The sequence below is a fragment of the Dinoroseobacter shibae DFL 12 = DSM 16493 genome (assembly GCF_000018145.1).
Lineage (GTDB): Bacteria > Pseudomonadota > Alphaproteobacteria > Rhodobacterales > Rhodobacteraceae > Dinoroseobacter > Dinoroseobacter shibae.
The window spans coordinates 155283-171759 of record NC_009952.1; the positions used below are offsets into that span (position 1 = coordinate 155283).

At 69.2% G+C, this 16477-nt stretch carries 13 protein-coding genes and 1 riboswitch; of the genes, 4 read left to right on the forward strand and 9 right to left on the reverse strand.

What is annotated here, in order from left to right; translation table 11 throughout:
- Positions 1 to 248 precede the first annotated feature (248 nt).
- From DSHI_RS00770 to cobO, 3 genes are read left to right on the forward strand one after another with little or no spacing between them, the layout of a single operon-like run.
- Entirely contained in the window at positions 249 to 605 is a 357-nt protein-coding gene (locus DSHI_RS00770) for a CidA/LrgA family protein (protein ID WP_012176837.1), read from the forward strand.
- Positions 598 to 1314, forward strand: a complete 717-nt coding sequence (locus tag DSHI_RS00775) for an LrgB family protein (protein ID WP_012176838.1) — start codon at positions 598 to 600, stop codon at positions 1312 to 1314. Before DSHI_RS00770 ends, DSHI_RS00775 begins: the two co-directional genes overlap by 8 nt.
- Positions 1315 to 1325: 11 nt before the next feature.
- Positions 1326 to 1940 carry a cob(I)yrinic acid a,c-diamide adenosyltransferase gene (cobO, locus tag DSHI_RS00780; protein WP_012176839.1) on the forward strand — a complete coding sequence of 205 codons (615 nt, stop codon included), beginning with the start codon at positions 1326 to 1328 and terminating at the stop codon, positions 1938 to 1940.
- Between the two features lie 243 nt (positions 1941 to 2183).
- On the opposite strand, the gene cobN is transcribed toward cobO, so the two are convergent.
- The 5 genes from cobN to DSHI_RS00805 form a co-directional block, all read right to left on the reverse strand.
- On the reverse strand, positions 2184 to 5891 hold the full coding sequence (cobN, locus tag DSHI_RS00785; RefSeq protein WP_012176840.1) for a cobaltochelatase subunit CobN: 3708 nt from the start codon (positions 5889 to 5891) through the stop codon (positions 2184 to 2186).
- A 68-nt stretch (positions 5892 to 5959) separates the two neighbouring features.
- A complete protein-coding gene (locus tag DSHI_RS00790) occupies positions 5960 to 6466 on the reverse strand; it encodes a hypothetical protein (protein WP_157865176.1) in 507 nt (168 codons plus the stop codon).
- A 298-nt stretch (positions 6467 to 6764) separates the two neighbouring features.
- Positions 6765 to 7844, reverse strand: a complete 1080-nt coding sequence (gene cobW / locus DSHI_RS00795) for a cobalamin biosynthesis protein CobW (RefSeq protein WP_012176842.1) — start codon at positions 7842 to 7844, stop codon at positions 6765 to 6767.
- A 1-nt stretch (position 7845) separates the two neighbouring features.
- Positions 7846 to 8529 (reverse strand): CbtA family protein, encoded by a 684-nt coding sequence (locus DSHI_RS00800; protein ID WP_340214009.1) that lies wholly within the window; start codon positions 8527 to 8529, stop codon positions 7846 to 7848.
- 21 nt (positions 8530 to 8550) lie between these two features.
- Entirely contained in the window at positions 8551 to 8787 is a 237-nt protein-coding gene (locus tag DSHI_RS00805) for a CbtB domain-containing protein (RefSeq protein ID WP_340214008.1), read from the reverse strand.
- Positions 8771 to 8992, reverse strand: a riboswitch (cobalamin riboswitch). (Overlaps the previous gene by 17 nt.)
- A gap of 188 nt (positions 8993 to 9180) precedes the next feature.
- Between DSHI_RS00805 and smc the strand changes: the two genes are divergently transcribed.
- Positions 9181 to 12633 (forward strand): chromosome segregation protein SMC, encoded by a 3453-nt coding sequence (smc, locus tag DSHI_RS00810; RefSeq protein WP_012176845.1) that lies wholly within the window; start codon positions 9181 to 9183, stop codon positions 12631 to 12633.
- A gap of 219 nt (positions 12634 to 12852) precedes the next feature.
- Here the strand turns inward: smc and DSHI_RS00815 are convergent, their stop codons facing one another.
- Genes DSHI_RS00815 through DSHI_RS00830 form a run of 4 tightly spaced genes read right to left on the reverse strand, consistent with a single transcriptional unit; the run spans position 12853 to position 16327 of the window.
- On the reverse strand, positions 12853 to 14022 hold the full coding sequence (locus tag DSHI_RS00815; protein WP_012176846.1) for a lytic murein transglycosylase: 1170 nt from the start codon (positions 14020 to 14022) through the stop codon (positions 12853 to 12855).
- A 60-nt stretch (positions 14023 to 14082) separates the two neighbouring features.
- Positions 14083 to 14994: an adenosylcobinamide-phosphate synthase CbiB gene (cbiB, locus tag DSHI_RS00820; RefSeq protein ID WP_012176847.1), complete on the reverse strand. Its 912-nt coding sequence runs from the start codon at positions 14992 to 14994 to the stop codon at positions 14083 to 14085.
- Complete coding sequence (locus tag DSHI_RS00825) at positions 14991 to 15947, reverse strand: threonine-phosphate decarboxylase (protein WP_012176848.1); 957 nt, start codon at positions 15945 to 15947, stop codon at positions 14991 to 14993. Before DSHI_RS00825 ends, cbiB begins: the two co-directional genes overlap by 4 nt.
- Entirely contained in the window at positions 15944 to 16327 is a 384-nt protein-coding gene (locus DSHI_RS00830; RefSeq protein WP_012176849.1) for a DUF1636 family protein, read from the reverse strand. Before DSHI_RS00830 ends, DSHI_RS00825 begins: the two co-directional genes overlap by 4 nt.
- Between the last annotated feature and the right edge of the window lie 150 nt (positions 16328 to 16477).

A 16477-nucleotide genomic window follows, 5' to 3' on the forward strand; every position in this document is an offset into this window, starting at 1 on the left:
TTCTTCTCCATCCGCCCGGGCCTTCCCACATTGCAGCACCCGGCGCATCGGGACGCGAGGCCATGGCAGTTGACCGACCGATCCCATCCGGCGCCCCGGCCACGCGCCCGGCTGAACCCTCTCGCTTTCCGGCCCGTGACCTGCCAGAGCACCAGAGCCCGACCAAAGGTCACTTTTCTGCGTTGCGTCGCCGGGCCTTGGCCCTAGGCTGCGCGTATGCGCCGCGATGCCCGCGCCGAGAGGCCCCGATGATCCTGCACCTGCTTGTCCTGCTCGTCTTCCAGCTGATCGGCGAGGTCCTTGCCCGCTCCCTGGGCCTGCTGGTGCCGGGGCCGGTCCTGGGATTGGTGCTTCTGCTCGGGTTCTTCCTTGTGCTGCCCCAGGTGGCGGAGGCGGTGCGGCCCACGGCCAACGCGCTGCTGGCGCATCTGTCGCTCTTGTTCGTGCCTGCCGGGGTCGGGGTGGTGGCGCATCTCGATGTGCTGGGGGAAAACGGTGTGCCGCTGCTCATCGCTCTGGTGATCAGCACCCTTGTGGCGATCAGCGTGGGGGCGCTGGTCTTCGTCGGTGTCGCGCGACTGATCGGGGATGCGGGCGATGACTGAGCTGAGCGCGATCTGGGTCTACCTGTCCTCCGAGCCGCTCTTGTGGCTGACCGCCACGCTCGCGGCCTATGTCGCCGGGGACGCCCTGTCGAAGCTGTCGGGCCGCGCGCCGCTGGTCAATCCGGTGCTCGTGGCGGTGGCGCTTCTGGCGCTGGTGCTCTGGGCCAGCGGGACCGCCTATGACACGTATTTCGAGGGTGCCCAGTTCGTCCATTTCATGCTCGGCCCCGCCACGGTCGCGCTGGCCGCGCCCCTCCACGCCAATCTCGCCAAGGTGCGCCGTGCCGCCCTGCCGATGATCGCGGCCCTCTTTGCCGGCTCGCTCGCGGCCATGGCGACGGCGGTCGGGGTCGGCTACGCGCTGGGGCTGCGGGGCGAGGTGCTGATGTCGCTGGCCCCGAAATCGGCCACCGCGCCCGTGGCGCTGGGCATCGCCGAGAACATCGGTGGCCTGCCCACGCTCACCGCCGTGCTGGTGATCCTGACTGGCATCATCGGCGCGGTGGCGGCCACACCTCTCTTGAACCTGCTGCGTATCCGCGATTGGCGGGCGCGCGGCTTTGCGGTCGGGGTCGCGGCCCACGGCATCGGTACCGCCCGGGCGTTTCAGGTCAACGAGACCGCCGGGGCTTTCGCCGGGATCGGCATGGGCGTAAACGCAGTACTGACCGCTGTTCTGGCCCCGCTGCTGCTGGGGCTGATATTCTGAGGGAGGATCCCATGACCGACGCTGACGACACCGCGCGCCACAACGCCAAGATGGCCAAGAAGAAGGCCGCCCGCGACAAGATCATGGCCACCAAGACCGACGAAAAGGGGCTGATCATCGTCCATACGGGCAAGGGCAAGGGCAAGTCGTCGGCCGCGTTCGGGATGATCTTTCGCTGCATCGCGCACGGGATGCCCTGCGCCGTGGTGCAGTTCATCAAGGGGGGCATGAGCACCGGCGAGCGCGACCTGATCCTGTCGACCTTCTCCGACAAATGTGCCTTCCACACCATGGGCGAGGGCTTCACCTGGGAGACCCAGGACAAGGACCGCGACATCGAAATGGCCCAGGCCGCCTGGGAAAAGGCCAAGGAACTGATCCGCGATCCGGCCAACAAGATGGTGCTGCTGGACGAGATCAACATCGCCCTGCGCTACGACTACCTCAACCTGGAGGACGTGCTGACCTTCCTCGCCGATGAGAAGCCCGAGATGACCCATGTGGTTCTGACCGGGCGCAATGCCAAGGAACCCCTGATCGAGGCGGCGGATCTGGTCACGGAGATGGAGCTTGTCAAGCATCCCTTCCGCGCCGGGATCAAGGCCCAGATCGGGGTGGAGTACTGATCCACGCCGTTCCCGGTGGCGGGTGTTGCGCCGTGAGTATTTTTGCACAAAAGAAGCAGGGGTTGTGCTGGGCGGACAGTCCCGCGCCATTCGGAGTGCATCCGGTTTCCGGTGGGCGATTAACCTTAACCGGCGGGCGGTTCCGTTCGGAGGCGGATGCGCCTAAGGGAGCCTTGCGCGCTCAGCGGTGCCCGGGGCGGGGCCGTGCCCCGGCGCGACATCCGCCTCGTTGTTCCAACATCCTCATTCCGCGGCTTGGGTGTCGGCCCCCAACTGGGCCAGCCGGGCCTTGGCGGAGTTCGAGCGGGGTTGCCACAGGCCGCGGTCGATTGCCTCCGACAGTCGCTCCGCGATCTCGCGCAGGGCCGCCGGGTTGGCCTCGGCGATGAACTCCCGCGTGTCGTCATCCTCCAGCATGGCGGCGTGGACGAGGTCGAAATGGTGGCTCTTGACCGCGCCGGTCGTGGCGGCGAAGGCGAACATGTAATCCACCGTGGCCGCGATCTCGAACGCGCCCTTGTAGCCGTGGCGTTTCACGCCCGCGATCCATTTCGGGTTGACCACGCGGGACCGGACCACGCGGCCGATCTCTTCGTCGAGGGTACGGATCACCGGGCGTTCCGGGCGCGAATGGTCGTTGTGATAGATCGGCCGTTCCGCCCCTTGAAGGGTCGCGATGGCCGCCGCGGCGCCGCCCTCGAACTGGTAGTAGTCGTCGCTGTCCAGCAGGTCGTGCTCGCGGTTGTCCTGGTTCTGCACGATGGCGTCGGCCTGGGACAGGCGCGCGGTGAAGCCGTCGCGGTCCGGGGTGCCTTCGGCCTCTGCCCCGTAGGCATAGCTTGACCAGCCGATATAGGCCTCGGCCAGGTCCGCCTTGTCGGCCCAGAGCCGCTCGTCGATCATCGCCTGCAGCCCCGCGCCATAGGCCCCGGGCTTGGAGCCATAGACCCGCGCGGTATGCCCCTCGGCCCGGGCGCGGGCGGCGGCGGGGTTGTCGGCCTCGGGTTCGTCCAGGGCCATGACGGCGCGGGCGGCACTGTCCACCAGGGCGATCTGCTGCGGGAAGGCGTCGCGGAAGAAGCCCGAAACGCGCAGGGTCACGTCGACGCGCGGACGGCCGAGGACCGAGAGGGGCAGCACCTCGAACCCGGTGACGCGCCGGTTGGCGGCGTCCCAGCGCGGCTTGACGCCCATCAGGGCCAGGCACTGGGCGATGTCGTCCCCGCCTGTGCGCATGTTCGCTGTTCCCCAGGCGGTCAGCAGCAGCGTTCTGGGCCAGTCGCCCTGGTCCTGCAAATGCCGCTCGATCAGCAAATTGGCCGATTTCCAGCCCAGCTTCCACGCGGTTGGGGTCGGAATGGCGCGGCTGTCGACGGAATAGAAATTCCGCCCCGTGGGCAACACGTCCAGGCGGCCCCGCGTGGGCGCGCCGGAGGGCGCCGGGGCGACGAACTGCCCATCCAGGGCGGTGAGGAGGCCCGCCCCCTCGGCCGGGCCGCAGGCGGCGATGGTGGGCAGGACGTCCGCCGCGATCTCGGCCAGCACCGTCGCGCTCTGCGGGCCCGGGGCCGGAGCGCCCTCGACGCAGGCCGCCGCCAGCAGTTCCAACCGTTCCACCGTGTCGCCGGTGCTGCGCCAGCTGTCCTTGGCGATCGCGGCGAGCATGTCCGGGCGCGGACCCTCCCAGGCCGCCGCCATGTCGCAGTCCAGCGGGTCGAATCCGAGGTCCAGGTCACCTGCCAGCGCTCGCAGGAGCGACGCATCGCCCCCGGTCCCGTCGCCGCGCGGCAGCCGGGTCAGGGCGATGGCCAGATCGCGCGCCAGCCGCCCCGTGGGTGCTGTGCCGAAGATGTGCAGCCCGCCGCGGATCTGCGCCTCCTTCAACTCGCAGAGATAAGCGTCGAGCTTGGCCAGATCGTTGTCTTCCTCTCCGGTGAAGCCCGCATCCTTGTCGAGCCCGGTGACCGAGGTCAGCGACAGGATCTCACGCCGCAGCTCGGCGATCCGGCGCGGATCGACCCCGGCGGCCTCGTAATACTCGTCCACCAGCCCTTCGAGGTCGCGCAGGGGGCCATAGGTCTCGGCCCGGGTCAGCGGCGGGGTCAGGTGGTCGATGATCACCGCCTGCGCCCGGCGCTTGGCCTGGGTGCCTTCGCCCGGATCGTTGACGATGAAGGGATAGACATGGGGCAGGGGGCCGAACACCGCCTCGGGAAAGCAGGTCTCCGACAGGGCCACCGATTTGCCCGGCAGCCATTCGAGATTGCCGTGCTTGCCCATGTGGACCAGCGCATGGGCGCCTTGGACATGGCGCAGCCAGATGTAGAAGGCGAGGTAGTTGTGCGGCGGCACGAGGTCCGGGGCGTGGTAGGTCTCCGTCGGGTCGATGTTGTAACCGCGGGCGGGCTGGATGCCGACCACCACGTTGCCGAAGGGGATCACCGACAGGGCGAAGGCCCCGTCGGCACAGAACGGATCGTCCTCGGGTGCGCCCCAGCGGTCCTCGATCTGGGACCGCAGCGCCAGCGGCAGGGCCGCGTAATGGGCCCGGTAGGTGTCCAGCGGCAGGCGCACGCCGCCCGTCCGCTCCGCCCTGTCCGTCAGCCAGTTGGTCGGGCCGGCGAGGATCCGGTCCATCAGGGCCGCGCCATCGGCGGGGGGGGCGTCCACCCCGTAGCCCGCGTCGCGCAGCAGCTGGAGCATCCGCGCCGTGGCCTCGGGCGTGTCGAGGCCGACCCCGTTTGCCAGCCGCCCGTCCTTGTTGGGATAGTTGGCAAGGATCAGCGCGGTGCGCCGCTCGCCCGGCGGCGTCCGTCGCAGCCGTGCCCAGTTCGCGGCGAGATCGGCGACAAAGCCGATCCGGTCGCCCTGGGCCTGGTAGGTGGCGATGGCGCATTCCGTGGCGTCGTCAAAGAACGCCTCGCCCTTGAAGCTGACCGCCCGGGTCAGCACCCGACCATCGACCTCCGGCAGGGCCACGTTCATGGCGATGTCCCGCGCCGAAAGGCCCGCGGTGCCGCCTTCCCAGGCCTCCAGGCTCGATCCGGCCAGAACGACCTGGAACACAGGCGCCCCCCGGGCGGCTGGCTGCGCCAGGGGGTTCGACGCCCCCTGGCTCAGCCGTTCCGTCCCCGGCAGTCCCACGGCAAAGCTGGTGCAGTTCAGGATCACGTCCGGTGGGGCTGCTTCGAACAGATGCTCCAGCGTCGCCGCGGAAACCGGGTCCTTCAGGGACGCCACGAAAACCGGCAGCGGGTTCAGCCCCCGGGCCCGCAAGGCCTTGACCATGCGGTTGATCGGATGCAGCCCGGCCCCTTGCACCAGGGCGCGGTAGAAGATCAGCGGCACCACCGGCGCGCCTTCGGTCCACTGTGCGCGCACCGTATCCAGATTGCTCAGCCCCGCGCCGGGCCAGTAGACCCCCGCGCGCAGAAGCGGCGACGCGGCGGGCGGCGCGGGCTGCGCCGGGTCCAGCAAGTGCCGCGCATAGGCCAGGAAATGCACCGCATTCTCGGGCCCGCCTTCCACTAGGTAGGACCAGAGCGCGTCGTATTCCGCGCCGCGCAGGGTCGAGAGAGCGCGCAGCTCGGGATCGGGCTTGTCGTCGCCTGGCAGAAGAACCACATGCCCGCCCGCCGCCGCGACCCGCGTGGCGTATTGCTCGGCCCCGTAGCGCCAGTAGCCCATCCCGCCAAGAACGCGGGCGACCACCAACCGGGCCTTCGAGGCGCAATCGTCGATATGCAGGTCGACGGACATCGGATGGCGCAGATGCATCATGTTGGCCAGCCGCATCCGGGGCGGGGCGTCCATTTCGGCCCGCGCTGCGCTCAGCCCGGCCAGTTCCGTATCCGCGGCGGAGATGACGACCAGATCCGCGGGCGTCTGCCCGAGATCAACGGGCTCCTGCCCGTCGTCGATACTGCCGGGCGTTGCCGCCAGAAGATGCATGATCCGCCCCGTTCAACCCTGTCGCGCGGGTCTAGCAAGCCGGACCGGCCCCGGCAACACCAGGACCGTCACGACCCCTTGGTCCGGGTCCGAAGGTCTGGCGGTTCCGGCTGGCTCGGTTCGGATTGCCGTCGCTCGGGTGAGGTGGCCGCCCGGCGCAGGGGGCGCTCATAGAGGGTCATGTCCTCTTCCTCGGTCTTGGGGTCGACGGGGAAGTACCCGTTACGGCGCAAAGCCTGGCCCTGAACCGGGTACATCCGTTCGACCCAGGCCCGCAGAACGGGCAGGCGCAGGCTGCGCGCCTGGGTTTCGACCTGCTCGATCAGGATGTCGGGCAGACTGGTCCGGGCCCGGTCCGACAGGAAGCGGAAGGCGCTGACCAGCCCGAAGCTGCCCATGTTGCGCAGTGCAATACAGCCCTGTGGCGCCTCCCGCAGGACTGCCAGGTAAAAGAACGCGTTCGGTCCCGTCAGGTCGGTCAGGTCCGGTCGTGTCCGTGCCTTGGGCGGGACAAGCAGTTCCTGGGCGTTGGGATCGAAAGGTGAGCTCCGGAATATCCGGATTTCGCTAGGCATCATGTGTCTCCGAACCTGGATACAGGTTCAAACCCCTCAGACCAAAGTATGACACGCGCGCCGCCTAAAGACGAGGCTCAAATACAGGTTTTCTGCGCGTGAGGGGCGGTATCTGCGCGGTATTGCAGGCAAAACTTGTCCGAGATTAAGATTTCAGCTGGGCACCGAAAACACCGGCTCTCCGGAATGGCGTCAGGCGCGCCGGAAAGGGGTTTTGGGCGAATCCCCCTGATCGGTTTGCGCGGCCGCCTTCACGAAGCGCCCGCGCGATGATCCGGCCTGAGCGATAACCGAAGGCTTACGCAGCCAGCGCTGCCGCGATCGCCACGCTGTCCAGCCCGGCCTGTCCGATGACCACCAGGCGCGTCTCGCGCGTCTCGTCCGCGCCGAGGGGGCGGTCGAAATAGGTCTCTATCCGCGGCCCGACCGCTTGCAGGGTCAGGCGCATGGGTTTGCCCGCCACGGCCGCGAACCCCTTCAACCGGAGGATGTCGTGATCGGCGATCACGCGCGCGACATGGGCCGCGAAGGCGTCCGGCTCGGTGATTTCCGGCAGGGTGACGACGAAGGACGTGAAGGCGTCGTGGTCGTGGTCATGGTGGGGGTGGTCGTCATGGTGATCGTCGTCGTGATCGTCGTGATCATGGTGGTGGTGATGGTGGACCTCGCTGCGGGCCTCCAGATCGTGCTCCGCCCCGATGCCCTGGCCCAGCAACACATCCACCGGCAGCGCGCCATGGGTGGCGCGGACCACCTGAACCCCGCCGCGGGCCTCGGATTTCAGCCGCTCGGTCAGCGCCTCGGCCTCGGCCGGGGTCAGCAGGTCGGTCTTGTTGACCACCAGCATGTCGGCGCAGGCGACCTGATCCTCGAACAGCTCCGACAGGGGTGTCTCGTGGTCGAGGTTCTCGTCCAGCTTGCGCTGGGCGTCCACGGCGGCCACGGAATGTGCAAAGCGGCCCTCGGTCACGGCCTTGCCATCGACCACGGTGACGACCCCGTCCACGGTCACCTTGGTCGAGATCCCGGGCCAGTTGAAGGCTCGCACCAGGGGCTGCGGTAGGGCGAGACCGGAGGTTTCGATCACGATATGATCGGGCGGGGTCTCGCGGGCGAGCAGCTTTTCCATGGTCGGAATGAAGTCGTCGGCCACGGTGCAGCAGATGCAGCCATTGCTGAGTTCCATGATGTCATCCTCGCTGCAGGTTTCGTCCCCGCAGCCCTTGAGGATGTCGCCATCGACCCCGAGATCGCCGAACTCGTTGATGATCAGGGCGATCCGCTTGCCGTTCGCATTGGCGAGCATGTGGCGGATCAGGGTGGTCTTGCCGGCGCCGAGAAAGCCGGTGACGACCGTGGCGGGGATCTTTGCGGGCATCTCAAGCCTCCTGTCGGGAGTAGAAATAGGCGGCGAAGAAGCCGAGGGCGGCCCAGCCGGCGGCGGAATAGCCCAGCGACATGGCCGCAAAGCTTGCCGCAAGTTCGGCCGGGGTGACGCCGAAATAGGTGTCGAGCACCGGAGCGCCGATGATCTGCGGCACAAGCAGGAGCGGGATCGCCAGCCAGGGCCAGAGACCGCGCCCGAAGGCCAGAAGCCACATCGCCAGACCCGCGCTGAGCAGGGTCGCCAGCCACCAGGCCTGGCGCGGCCCGATCTCGGCGCCGACGGAGCCGGGCAGGACCGGGGGTTGACCCATGGCCGGGGCAAGCTGGATCGCGACGAAGCCCGCAAGACCCCAGATCAGGCCCTGGCGCGGGGTGATCTTGGTCAGCTTCTTCGTTTCGGCCAACGCCATCAGCGCCACCAGCAGCAGCCCGAAGCCGGTGTAGGTCACGATGTTGAACGCCACGGTCAGGCCGTAGCGCACCGGCTCGGCCGCCAGGTCGACCTCGGCCCCGCCGCGCGGCGACTGTGGCGTGCCGTCCACGGCGAAATGGACCTTCTCCCCGGCCTCGTAGAGCTCGCCCTCCAGAAGAGACGAGGTCACGAACGAAAATTGCAGGAGGGCGGCAATCAACCCCGCTGCAAGCCCAGCGAACACAGCGCTGGTCAGCAATTTCATGGACATGTTGTCAGGCGCTGCTCAGTGGCAGGGAAAGGCCATGGCGTGGCGCTGGTCGTGGGCCGCGTCATGCAGGATCGTGGCTTGCGCGTAGCCCGACAGAAACAGCAGCAGCAGGCCCGCGGCCATCGCGGCAACGATGCCGGTGGTCGAGGTTGCGGCGCGCGCGATTGCGGCGGTCTGGGTCGTGGTTTGGGTCGTCATGTCGTCTCTCTCCATGCCCGTCACACCCGACGGGCGGCTAAGGGTGTCGCGCATGGCTGGTCTCCTGGCTCGCGGGTCATCGGGGTGGATCGGCCTTCCCGGGGCGGGCCCCAGTGGCATGTCGATCTCCCTCTCCGCATACAGTCGCGGGGGCGGCTGAGGCTTTGGTCCTCCGGTTTGGATCGGACCGTTCCACATTCCCATTTGATCCCCCGGGCGCTTGGCGCGGGCACGGGGAACCATGCCTGACTGTTCTGCGCCCGTGACACCGGAGGCGTCAAGTCTTCATTGGTCGCAGGTGCAGCAATTCAAGCCTGCCTCATTTAGCGGCCTGCGCAATATATCGCGGATTTCAAGTTATCCACGACGATATGCAGTGGCGGGATTGACTCGATGGCCCCTGGTCGTGACCCTTGGAGATCGAAGAATCATGCCCGGAGACCCCCGATGCGGTTCACCCGTCTGCGCCTCAATGGCTTCAAGAGCTTCGTCGACCCGACCGATCTGATCATCGGGGATGGGCTTACCGGGGTGGTCGGACCGAACGGCTGCGGCAAGTCCAACCTGCTGGAAGCCTTGCGCTGGGTGATGGGGGAAAATCGCCCCACGGCCATGCGCGGCGGCGGCATGGAGGACGTGATCTTCGCCGGGGCCGCGAGCCGCCCGGCGCGCAACTTTGCCGAGGTCGCGCTGATCCTCGACAACTCGGACCGGCGCGCGCCTGCGGGGTTCAACGATACCGACCAGTTGGAGATCATCCGCCGGATCACCCGGGATGTGGGCTCGGCCTACAAGACCAACGGCAAGGATGTGCGGGCGCGGGATGTGCAGATGCTGTTTGCCGATGCCTCGACGGGCGCGCATTCGCCCGCGCTGGTGCGGCAGGGGCAGATCTCCGAGTTGATCAACGCCAAGCCCAAGGCCCGTCGGCGCATCCTCGAAGAGGCGGCGGGCATTTCCGGCCTCTATCAGCGGCGGCACGAGGCGGAGCTGAAGCTGCGCGGGGCCGAGACCAATCTCGACCGGGTCGACGATGTGCTGGAGGCGCTGGCGGCACAGCTTGCAACCCTGGCGCGGCAGGCCAAGCAGGCGGCGCGGTATCGCGAGATCGGGGCGCAGCTGCGCCGGGCGGAGGGGCTCTTGCTCTATCGGCGCTGGCGAGAGGCGGATGAGACGCGGCTCGTGGCCGTGGGCGAGCTGACCGCGCGCACGACCGAGGCCGCCGCGGCCGAGACCGCGGCACGTCAGGCCGCGAAGGCCCGTGTGGCCGCGGACGAAGCCCTGCCGCCCCTGCGCGAGGAAGAAGCGATTGCCGGCGCAGTGGTTCAGCGGCTCCATGTGCAGCGGGACACTCTGGCCGATCAGGAAACCCGGGCGCGGGAGGCGATCGAGACCCTGACCGGACGGATCGCGACGCTTGAGGCCGATATCGCCCGGGAAGAGGAGTTGAACCGGGACGCGGGCGAGACCATCGCCAAGCTGGACTGGGAGCAGGCGCAGATCGCCAAGGCGTCGGTCGGACATGACGAGAAGCTCGCGGCGGCGGCAGAGGCCGCGCAGGCGGCGAGCGAGGTTCTGACCGACCGGGAGACGACCCAGTCGGAGATGACCGAGGATGTCGCCCGGCTTGCCGCGCGGCACCAGTCGACCCAGCGGCTGCTGCAGGAGGCGGGCCGGGCCGAGACCCGCGCGCAGGAGCAGGTGGGCCGCGCCGAGGCGGCCCTGTCCGAGGCGCAGGCGGGTCTGTGCGATGCGGAGACGCGGTTTGTGGCTGCGGAACGCGATCAGCAGGCCGCCCAGGGCGAAACCGAAGCCGCCGAGGCGGCGCTGGCCGCGGCAGAGGCGGAGCGCTCCGAGGTGCAGGGGGCGGAGGCGGAGGCCCGCGCTGCCCGTTCCGAGGCCGAGGGCGAGGCGACCGCGCTCCGGGCCGAGGTCGGCGCGCTGGAGAAGCTGGTGGACCGGGCGCGGGCCGAGGGGGGCCAGGTGCTCGATGCCGTGACGGCGGCACCCGGGTACGAGGCGGCGCTGGGCGCGGCCCTGGCCGATGACCTGAAGGCGCCGGAGGTCGAGGGCGACCGCTCCGGCTGGCACTTGCTGCCGGGCTATGACGCGGCCCAGAAGCTGCCCGATGGCGCGGCGCCCTTGTCGGCCCATGTAGAGGTGCCCGCTGTGCTGGCGCGGCGGATGGCGCAGGTCGGTCTGGTGGACCGGGCCGAGGGCGCGCGGCTGCAACCGGCGTTGAAGCCGGGGCAGCGTCTGGTGTCCCGCGAGGGCGATCTGTGGCGCTGGGACGGGCTGGCGGCGCGGGCGGAGGATGCGCCCTCCGCCGCCGCGGCGCGGTTGCAGCAGATCAACCGGCTGGCAGCACTGAAGGCCGATCTCGAGGCCGCGGAGGCCAAGGCGGCCACTGCGCGCGCAACCCATGAGGGCCTGCAGGCGGCCATGCGCGCAGCGACGGAGGCAGACCGGGCCGCGCGAGAAGCCCGCAAGGGCGCGGAGCGCGCGTTGGGCGAGGCGAGCCGGGCGCTCAGCCGTGCCGAAGCCGACCGCAATATCATGGCAGGCAAGCTCGAAACCCTTGGTAGTGCGGTCAGCCGGTATCGCGACGAGGTGCTGGAGGCCCGTAAGGCCGTGGCCGAGGCGCAGGCGGCCCAGGCCGATCTGGGCGATCTGGAGGCCGCGCGGGCGCAGGTGGAAGCGGTGCGTGTCACCGTCGATGCCGCGCGGATGACCATGCTGGCCAAGCGGTCCGCCCATGACGAGCTGCGCCGCGAAGGCGAGGCCCGCACCCGCCGCAGCCAGGAGATCACGACCCAGATCAGCGGCTGGCGGCACCGGCTGGAGACCGCCGAGGCCCACAAGGGGGAGCTGGAAGGGCGTCTGGAGGCCAGCCGTGCGGAGTTGAAATCCGCCACCGCCGCCCCGGAGGAGATCGCCGCCAAGCGCGACGCACTCGCCCATGAGATCGCCCGCGCCGAGGCCCGCAAGGCCGCGGCAGCCGATGCCCTGAGCACCGCCGAGGGGGCCGCGCGCAGCGCCGAGCAGGCGGAGCGGGACGCGGAGCGCGCCGCTTCCGAGGCGCGCGAGGCGCGGGCCCGGGCCGAAGCCCGGGCCGAGGCCGCGGCGGAGACCGTGACGCTCGCCGCCGAGCGCATTCAGGAAGCGCTGGAGGTCACGCCGCAGCAGCTGCTCGACACCCTGAAGGTCGGCCCGGACGCGATGCCCGCCTCCGACGCCATCGAGGCGGAGGTCAACCGGCTAAAGCGTCAGCGCGAGGCCATGGGCGCCGTCAACCTGCGCGCCGAGGAAGACGCCAAGGCGGTCGAGGAAGAGTATGACGGGCTGGTGGCCGAAAAGGGCGACCTGGAAGGGGCGATCGGCAAGCTGCGCACGGGCATCTCCAGCCTGAACAAGGAGGGCCGCGAGCGGCTTCTGACCGCGTTCGAGCAGGTGAACGACAATTTCGCGATGCTGTTCACCCATCTTTTCGGCGGGGGCGAGGCCAAGCTGGTTCTGGTGGAATCCGACGATCCTCTGGAGGCGGGGCTCGAGATCATGTGCCAGCCGCCAGGCAAACGCCTGAGCACCCTGAGCCTGCTGTCGGGCGGCGAGCAGACGCTGACCGCGCTGGCGCTGATCTTCGCGGTGTTCCTGGCGAACCCCGCACCGATCTGTGTGCTGGACGAGGTGGACGCGCCGCTCGACGATGCGAACGTCACGCGGTTCTGCGACCTGTTGGACGAGATGACGCGGCGCACCGAGACCCGGTTCCTGATCATCACCCACCACGCGGTGACCATGGCCCGGATGGATCGCCTCTTCGGCGTGACCATGGGCGAGCAGGGGGTCAGCCAACTGGTGTCGGTGGACCTGCGCAAGGCCGAGTCGCTGGTGGCCTGAGTTGTAAAGGGCGGGCGAGCGATGCCGCGCTGGATGGTGGGCGACCGCGCATGCGACCGGTCAGGCAGGCGGCCTAGCTATGCAATCAAGAGCAGCTGCCATTTCCCATCCGGCCCTGAGGAAGGCCGCTGAGACGTGCAACTCTTGCGTAACATGTCTGCCAAGGAACAAGTCTGCCAAGGACTTGCTTAAACGCTTGGCCCGGGTGGTCTCCGGAGGCTACAGCCTCCCCAAGAGAGCCGGTGTCGGCCAGGCATCTGCGGGCAGGCCGAGGCGCTGTTGTTCGGCGCGGACCGCGGCCCGGGTCCGGGCCCCGAGAATACCGTCCACGGCGCCCACATCGTACCCACGGGCCGCGAGCTTCTGCTGCAACTGCTTCATCTGCGCGTCGTTCAGACCCGGTTCCGGATTGCCCGCGTCGAAAACCGGCGCGCCTGAGAGCCGGGTGGCGAAATAGGCCGCCGTGGTGACGTAGACGAAGCTCTGGTTCCACTCGAAGAACACGTCGAAATTCGGATAGGCGAGGAAGGCCGGGCCCTTGCGCCCCTGGGGCAGGATCAGCGCCGCCTCCAGCCCGCCTGCGATCTCGCCCCAGCGCGGGGTAACGCCCAGCCTGGCCCAGTCGCGCCCGGATTTGCGGCTGTTCAGCCCGGTCTCCGCCCAATCGAGATCCGCAGGCACCGAAACCTCCTGCAGCCATGGCTCGCCCTTGCGCCAGCCCAGTCCGCTGAGCATGTTGGCACCGCTCAGGAGCGCATCGGGCGCCGAGGTTTTCAGGTACACATGGCCGTCGCCGTCGCCGTCGATCCCCTTGGTCAGGATGTCCTCCGGCAGCATCTGCACCATGCCGATCTCGCCCGCCCAGGCGCCGGTGGTGCGGGCGGGGTCGAAATCGCCCGCCTCGTAAAGCTCCAGCGCCGCGAAGATCTGTGGCCGGAACAGTTCGGGCCGGCGGCAGTCATGGGCCAGCGTGACCAGCGAGTTGAGCGTGTTGAAATCGCCCTGGACCGCGCCGTAATCCGTCTCCAGCGCCCAGAGGGCCAGCAGCACGCCGCGCGGCACGCCGAAGCGCGTCTCTGCCGCATCGAACACCGCGTCGAAGCGGTCGGCATTGCGGCGGCCATTGTCCATGCGGTTCTGGCTGATCACCCGGCGGGCGAACTCGGTGAAGGGCATCTTGAAAACCCCTTGCGCCCGGTCGGCGCGCAGGGTGCGGGGGTCCTGTGCCGCCGTGCGGAAGAAGGCATCCACGGTTGCCTTTGCGTGGCCCTTGGCCTGTGCCTCGGTCTTCAGGCCTGCCACGAAGTCCGAAAAGCTGCCGCCGCATTGGGCCGCGACGGGACCGGCGAGGCCGAAAGAGAGCAGAAGGAGCAGGGAGAAACGCAGCATATTGCACACCTATGGGCAGTTTGATTGAACGGTAGCAGGCCCGCGCGGTCCCGCAAGCCCTCAGAGCACGGCGATCAGGGCGGTCAGGGCCAGCATCGCGCCCCAGGAGCGCCAGAGCGCGGTGCAGGCGGCCTCGATCTCCGCCGGGCCGGGGGTGCGGGTGCCGTCGGGATGCACGAAGGGAAAGTCGCGGATCGCGCCCTCGTAGCTGCGCGGGCCCGACAGCGCGACATCGAGGCTGACGGCCATGGCCGCCTCGGGCCAGCCCGCGTTGGGGGAGCGGTGCAGGGGCGCGTCGCGCAGGATCACCGGCCAGCCGCCGGGACGTCCCGCAGCAACCAGGATCACCAGCGCGCTGATCCGCGCGGGCACCCAGTTCAGCAGGTCGTCGAACCGCGCCGCGGCCCAGCCGAATTCCGCGTAGCGCGGGGTGCGGTAACCGATCATGCTGTCGGCGGTGTTGGTGATCTTGTAGAGCAGCAGCCCCGGCAGGCCCCCGATCAGGAACCAGAAGGCCGGCGCGAGCACCCCGTCTGAGAAATTCTCGGCCCCGGATTCGATGGCGGCGCGGGCAACCCCGGCGGCATCGAGGGGTTCGGTATCCCGCCCCACGATCATCGCGACCTTGGCACGGCCCGCCGCGAGGCTGTCGCTCAGGCCCGTCGCGACGGCGCGCACATGGTCCACGAGGCTGCGCTGGGCGAGAAGGATCGCGGCAAGCAGCACCTCGACCACGGGGCCGAGGGCGGCCAGGCCCGCACCGAGGACCAGCGCGCCGAGGCCGAGGGCGATCATCACCAGGATGCCGCGAAAGCGCAGGTCACGGTGCTTGTTGAGCCGCTTGTCTGCGCCCGCCACCAGACGCCCCATAAGCACCGCCGGATGGGGCAGGCGGGTCCAGAGCCAATCCGGCTCCCCGAAGACCGCATCGAGCAGGAGCGCCAGAAGCAGGAGCGCCGCATGCTCCGTCATGGGGTCAGCGCGCGCGCGACACGCCCCCAGTCTGCCTCCGTCCCGGGCAGGCCGAGGCGCAGCCAGCGGTCGGAATAGGGGAACCGCCGGGTCCAGATCTGGCGACGCGCGAGGCGGTCCTGGGCCGCGCTCGCGTCGGGGGTGTCGTAGAGCCGAAAGAGGCCAGTGCCCCCCGTCACCGACCAGCCGAAGCCCTTGGCCAGCGCGTCCAGCCGGGCCGCGTCGCGGTCCAGCCGGGCCCGTGTCTTGGCGGCCCAGCCGGCGTCACGCAGGGCCAGCGCGCCGACGCGCAGGGCAGGCCCGGATACCGCCCAGGGCCCGATCCGGTCGCGCAGGGGGGCCAGGGTTTCGGCCTGTCCGATGGCAAAGCCAAGCCGCAGACCCGCAAGGCCCCAGAACTTGCCGAAGCTTTTCAGGATCACCGTGCGGGGGCGCGCGGCCAGTGGCATCAGGGACGCCTCCGGCGCAATATCGCAGAAGCTCTCGTCGAGCACGGTCAGGGCGCGGTCGGTGGGGATCTCTTCGGCCTGCCAGAGCCTGCCGTTGGGGTTGTTGGGATGCACGGCGACGAAGGCCGCCCCGGGGCCGGTACCTTGGGCCCAGCCATGGGCGGCGAAGGCGGCGGCATGCTCGTTATAGGTGGGGCCCGGGATCTCTACCCGGCTGGCGGGGACGAGCCCCGGAAGGGCCGCGATCAGGGCCGAGGCGCCGGGTGCGGGCAGGATATCGAGCCCGTCCGGGACCGCCCAGAAGTCGCGCGCCGCGGCCACCAGGTCTGAAAACGCGCTTTCGTCCGGCAGGGCGGTCCAGTCCGGGCCGGGAATGTCCGGGATCGGGTAGCTGACCGGATTGATCCCGGTGGACAGGTCGAGCCAGGCGTCCCGCGTCCCGCCCCACCGGGCCGCTGCCGCATCCAACCCGCCGCCATGGTCGCGGGGCGCGCTTGCCGTCATGGGGTGTCGTCTTCGGGCGGCAGGGGCGGGTGGCGCGTGACGAAGTGCCCTTTCACGCCCTGGGGCCAGGTCTTGTAGGGCACTTGGCCACTGTCCGAGACGGCGTGCAGCGCCGCATAGCCGACGATTGCCTCGGCGGCCTCGCCCGAGGCTTCGAAATCTCCGAGGGTATAGGTGATCTTGCCCGCTGCCTGCACGGTGACATTGCACCCGGAGGTGCAGCCCATCAGGCATGAATGGCGCCGCGTGCGGACCTCGGGCTGTGCAGCGGCGGCGGTCTCGATCAACTCGGCGAGAGCTTCGCCATCGGTGCGGCCCGGCGCACGGGCGTCCCAGTCCGTGCGCTTGCACGTGTCGCAAATGGTGATCCAGGTCGTCACAACATGCTTCCTTTGCCTCTGCACGGTCAATGCGCCCGCATGAAACGTATTTCAGACCCGGGTGCAATCCCGTTCAGGTGCCGCTGTCAATCCGTCACGGAACCAGGCTTTGTGGCAAGTTCGCGCCTCAATCCATTAAGAATGAGAGAT

Bases quoted from the DNA above. Each gene is read 5' to 3' on its own strand.
- DSHI_RS00770 (WP_012176837.1), top strand. From the start codon at position 249: ATGATCCTGCACCTGCTTGTCCTGCTCGTCTTCCAGCTGATCGGCGAG.
- DSHI_RS00775 (WP_012176838.1), top strand. From the start codon at position 598: ATGACTGAGCTGAGCGCGATCTGGGTCTACCTGTCCTCCGAGCCGCTC.
- cobO (WP_012176839.1), top strand. From the start codon at position 1,326: ATGACCGACGCTGACGACACCGCGCGCCACAACGCCAAGATGGCCAAG.
- cobN (WP_012176840.1), bottom strand. From the start codon at position 5,891: ATGCATCTTCTGGCGGCAACGCCCGGCAGTATCGACGACGGGCAGGAG.
- DSHI_RS00790 (WP_157865176.1), bottom strand. From the start codon at position 6,466: ATGCCTAGCGAAATCCGGATATTCCGGAGCTCACCTTTCGATCCCAAC.
- cobW (WP_012176842.1), bottom strand. From the start codon at position 7,844: ATGCCCGCAAAGATCCCCGCCACGGTCGTCACCGGCTTTCTCGGCGCC.
- DSHI_RS00800 (WP_340214009.1), bottom strand. From the start codon at position 8,529: ATGAAATTGCTGACCAGCGCTGTGTTCGCTGGGCTTGCAGCGGGGTTG.
- DSHI_RS00805 (WP_340214008.1), bottom strand. From the start codon at position 8,787: ATGCGCGACACCCTTAGCCGCCCGTCGGGTGTGACGGGCATGGAGAGA.
- smc (WP_012176845.1), top strand. From the start codon at position 9,181: ATGCGGTTCACCCGTCTGCGCCTCAATGGCTTCAAGAGCTTCGTCGAC.
- DSHI_RS00815 (WP_012176846.1), bottom strand. From the start codon at position 14,022: ATGCTGCGTTTCTCCCTGCTCCTTCTGCTCTCTTTCGGCCTCGCCGGT.
- cbiB (WP_012176847.1), bottom strand. From the start codon at position 14,994: ATGACGGAGCATGCGGCGCTCCTGCTTCTGGCGCTCCTGCTCGATGCG.
- DSHI_RS00825 (WP_012176848.1), bottom strand. From the start codon at position 15,947: ATGACGGCAAGCGCGCCCCGCGACCATGGCGGCGGGTTGGATGCGGCA.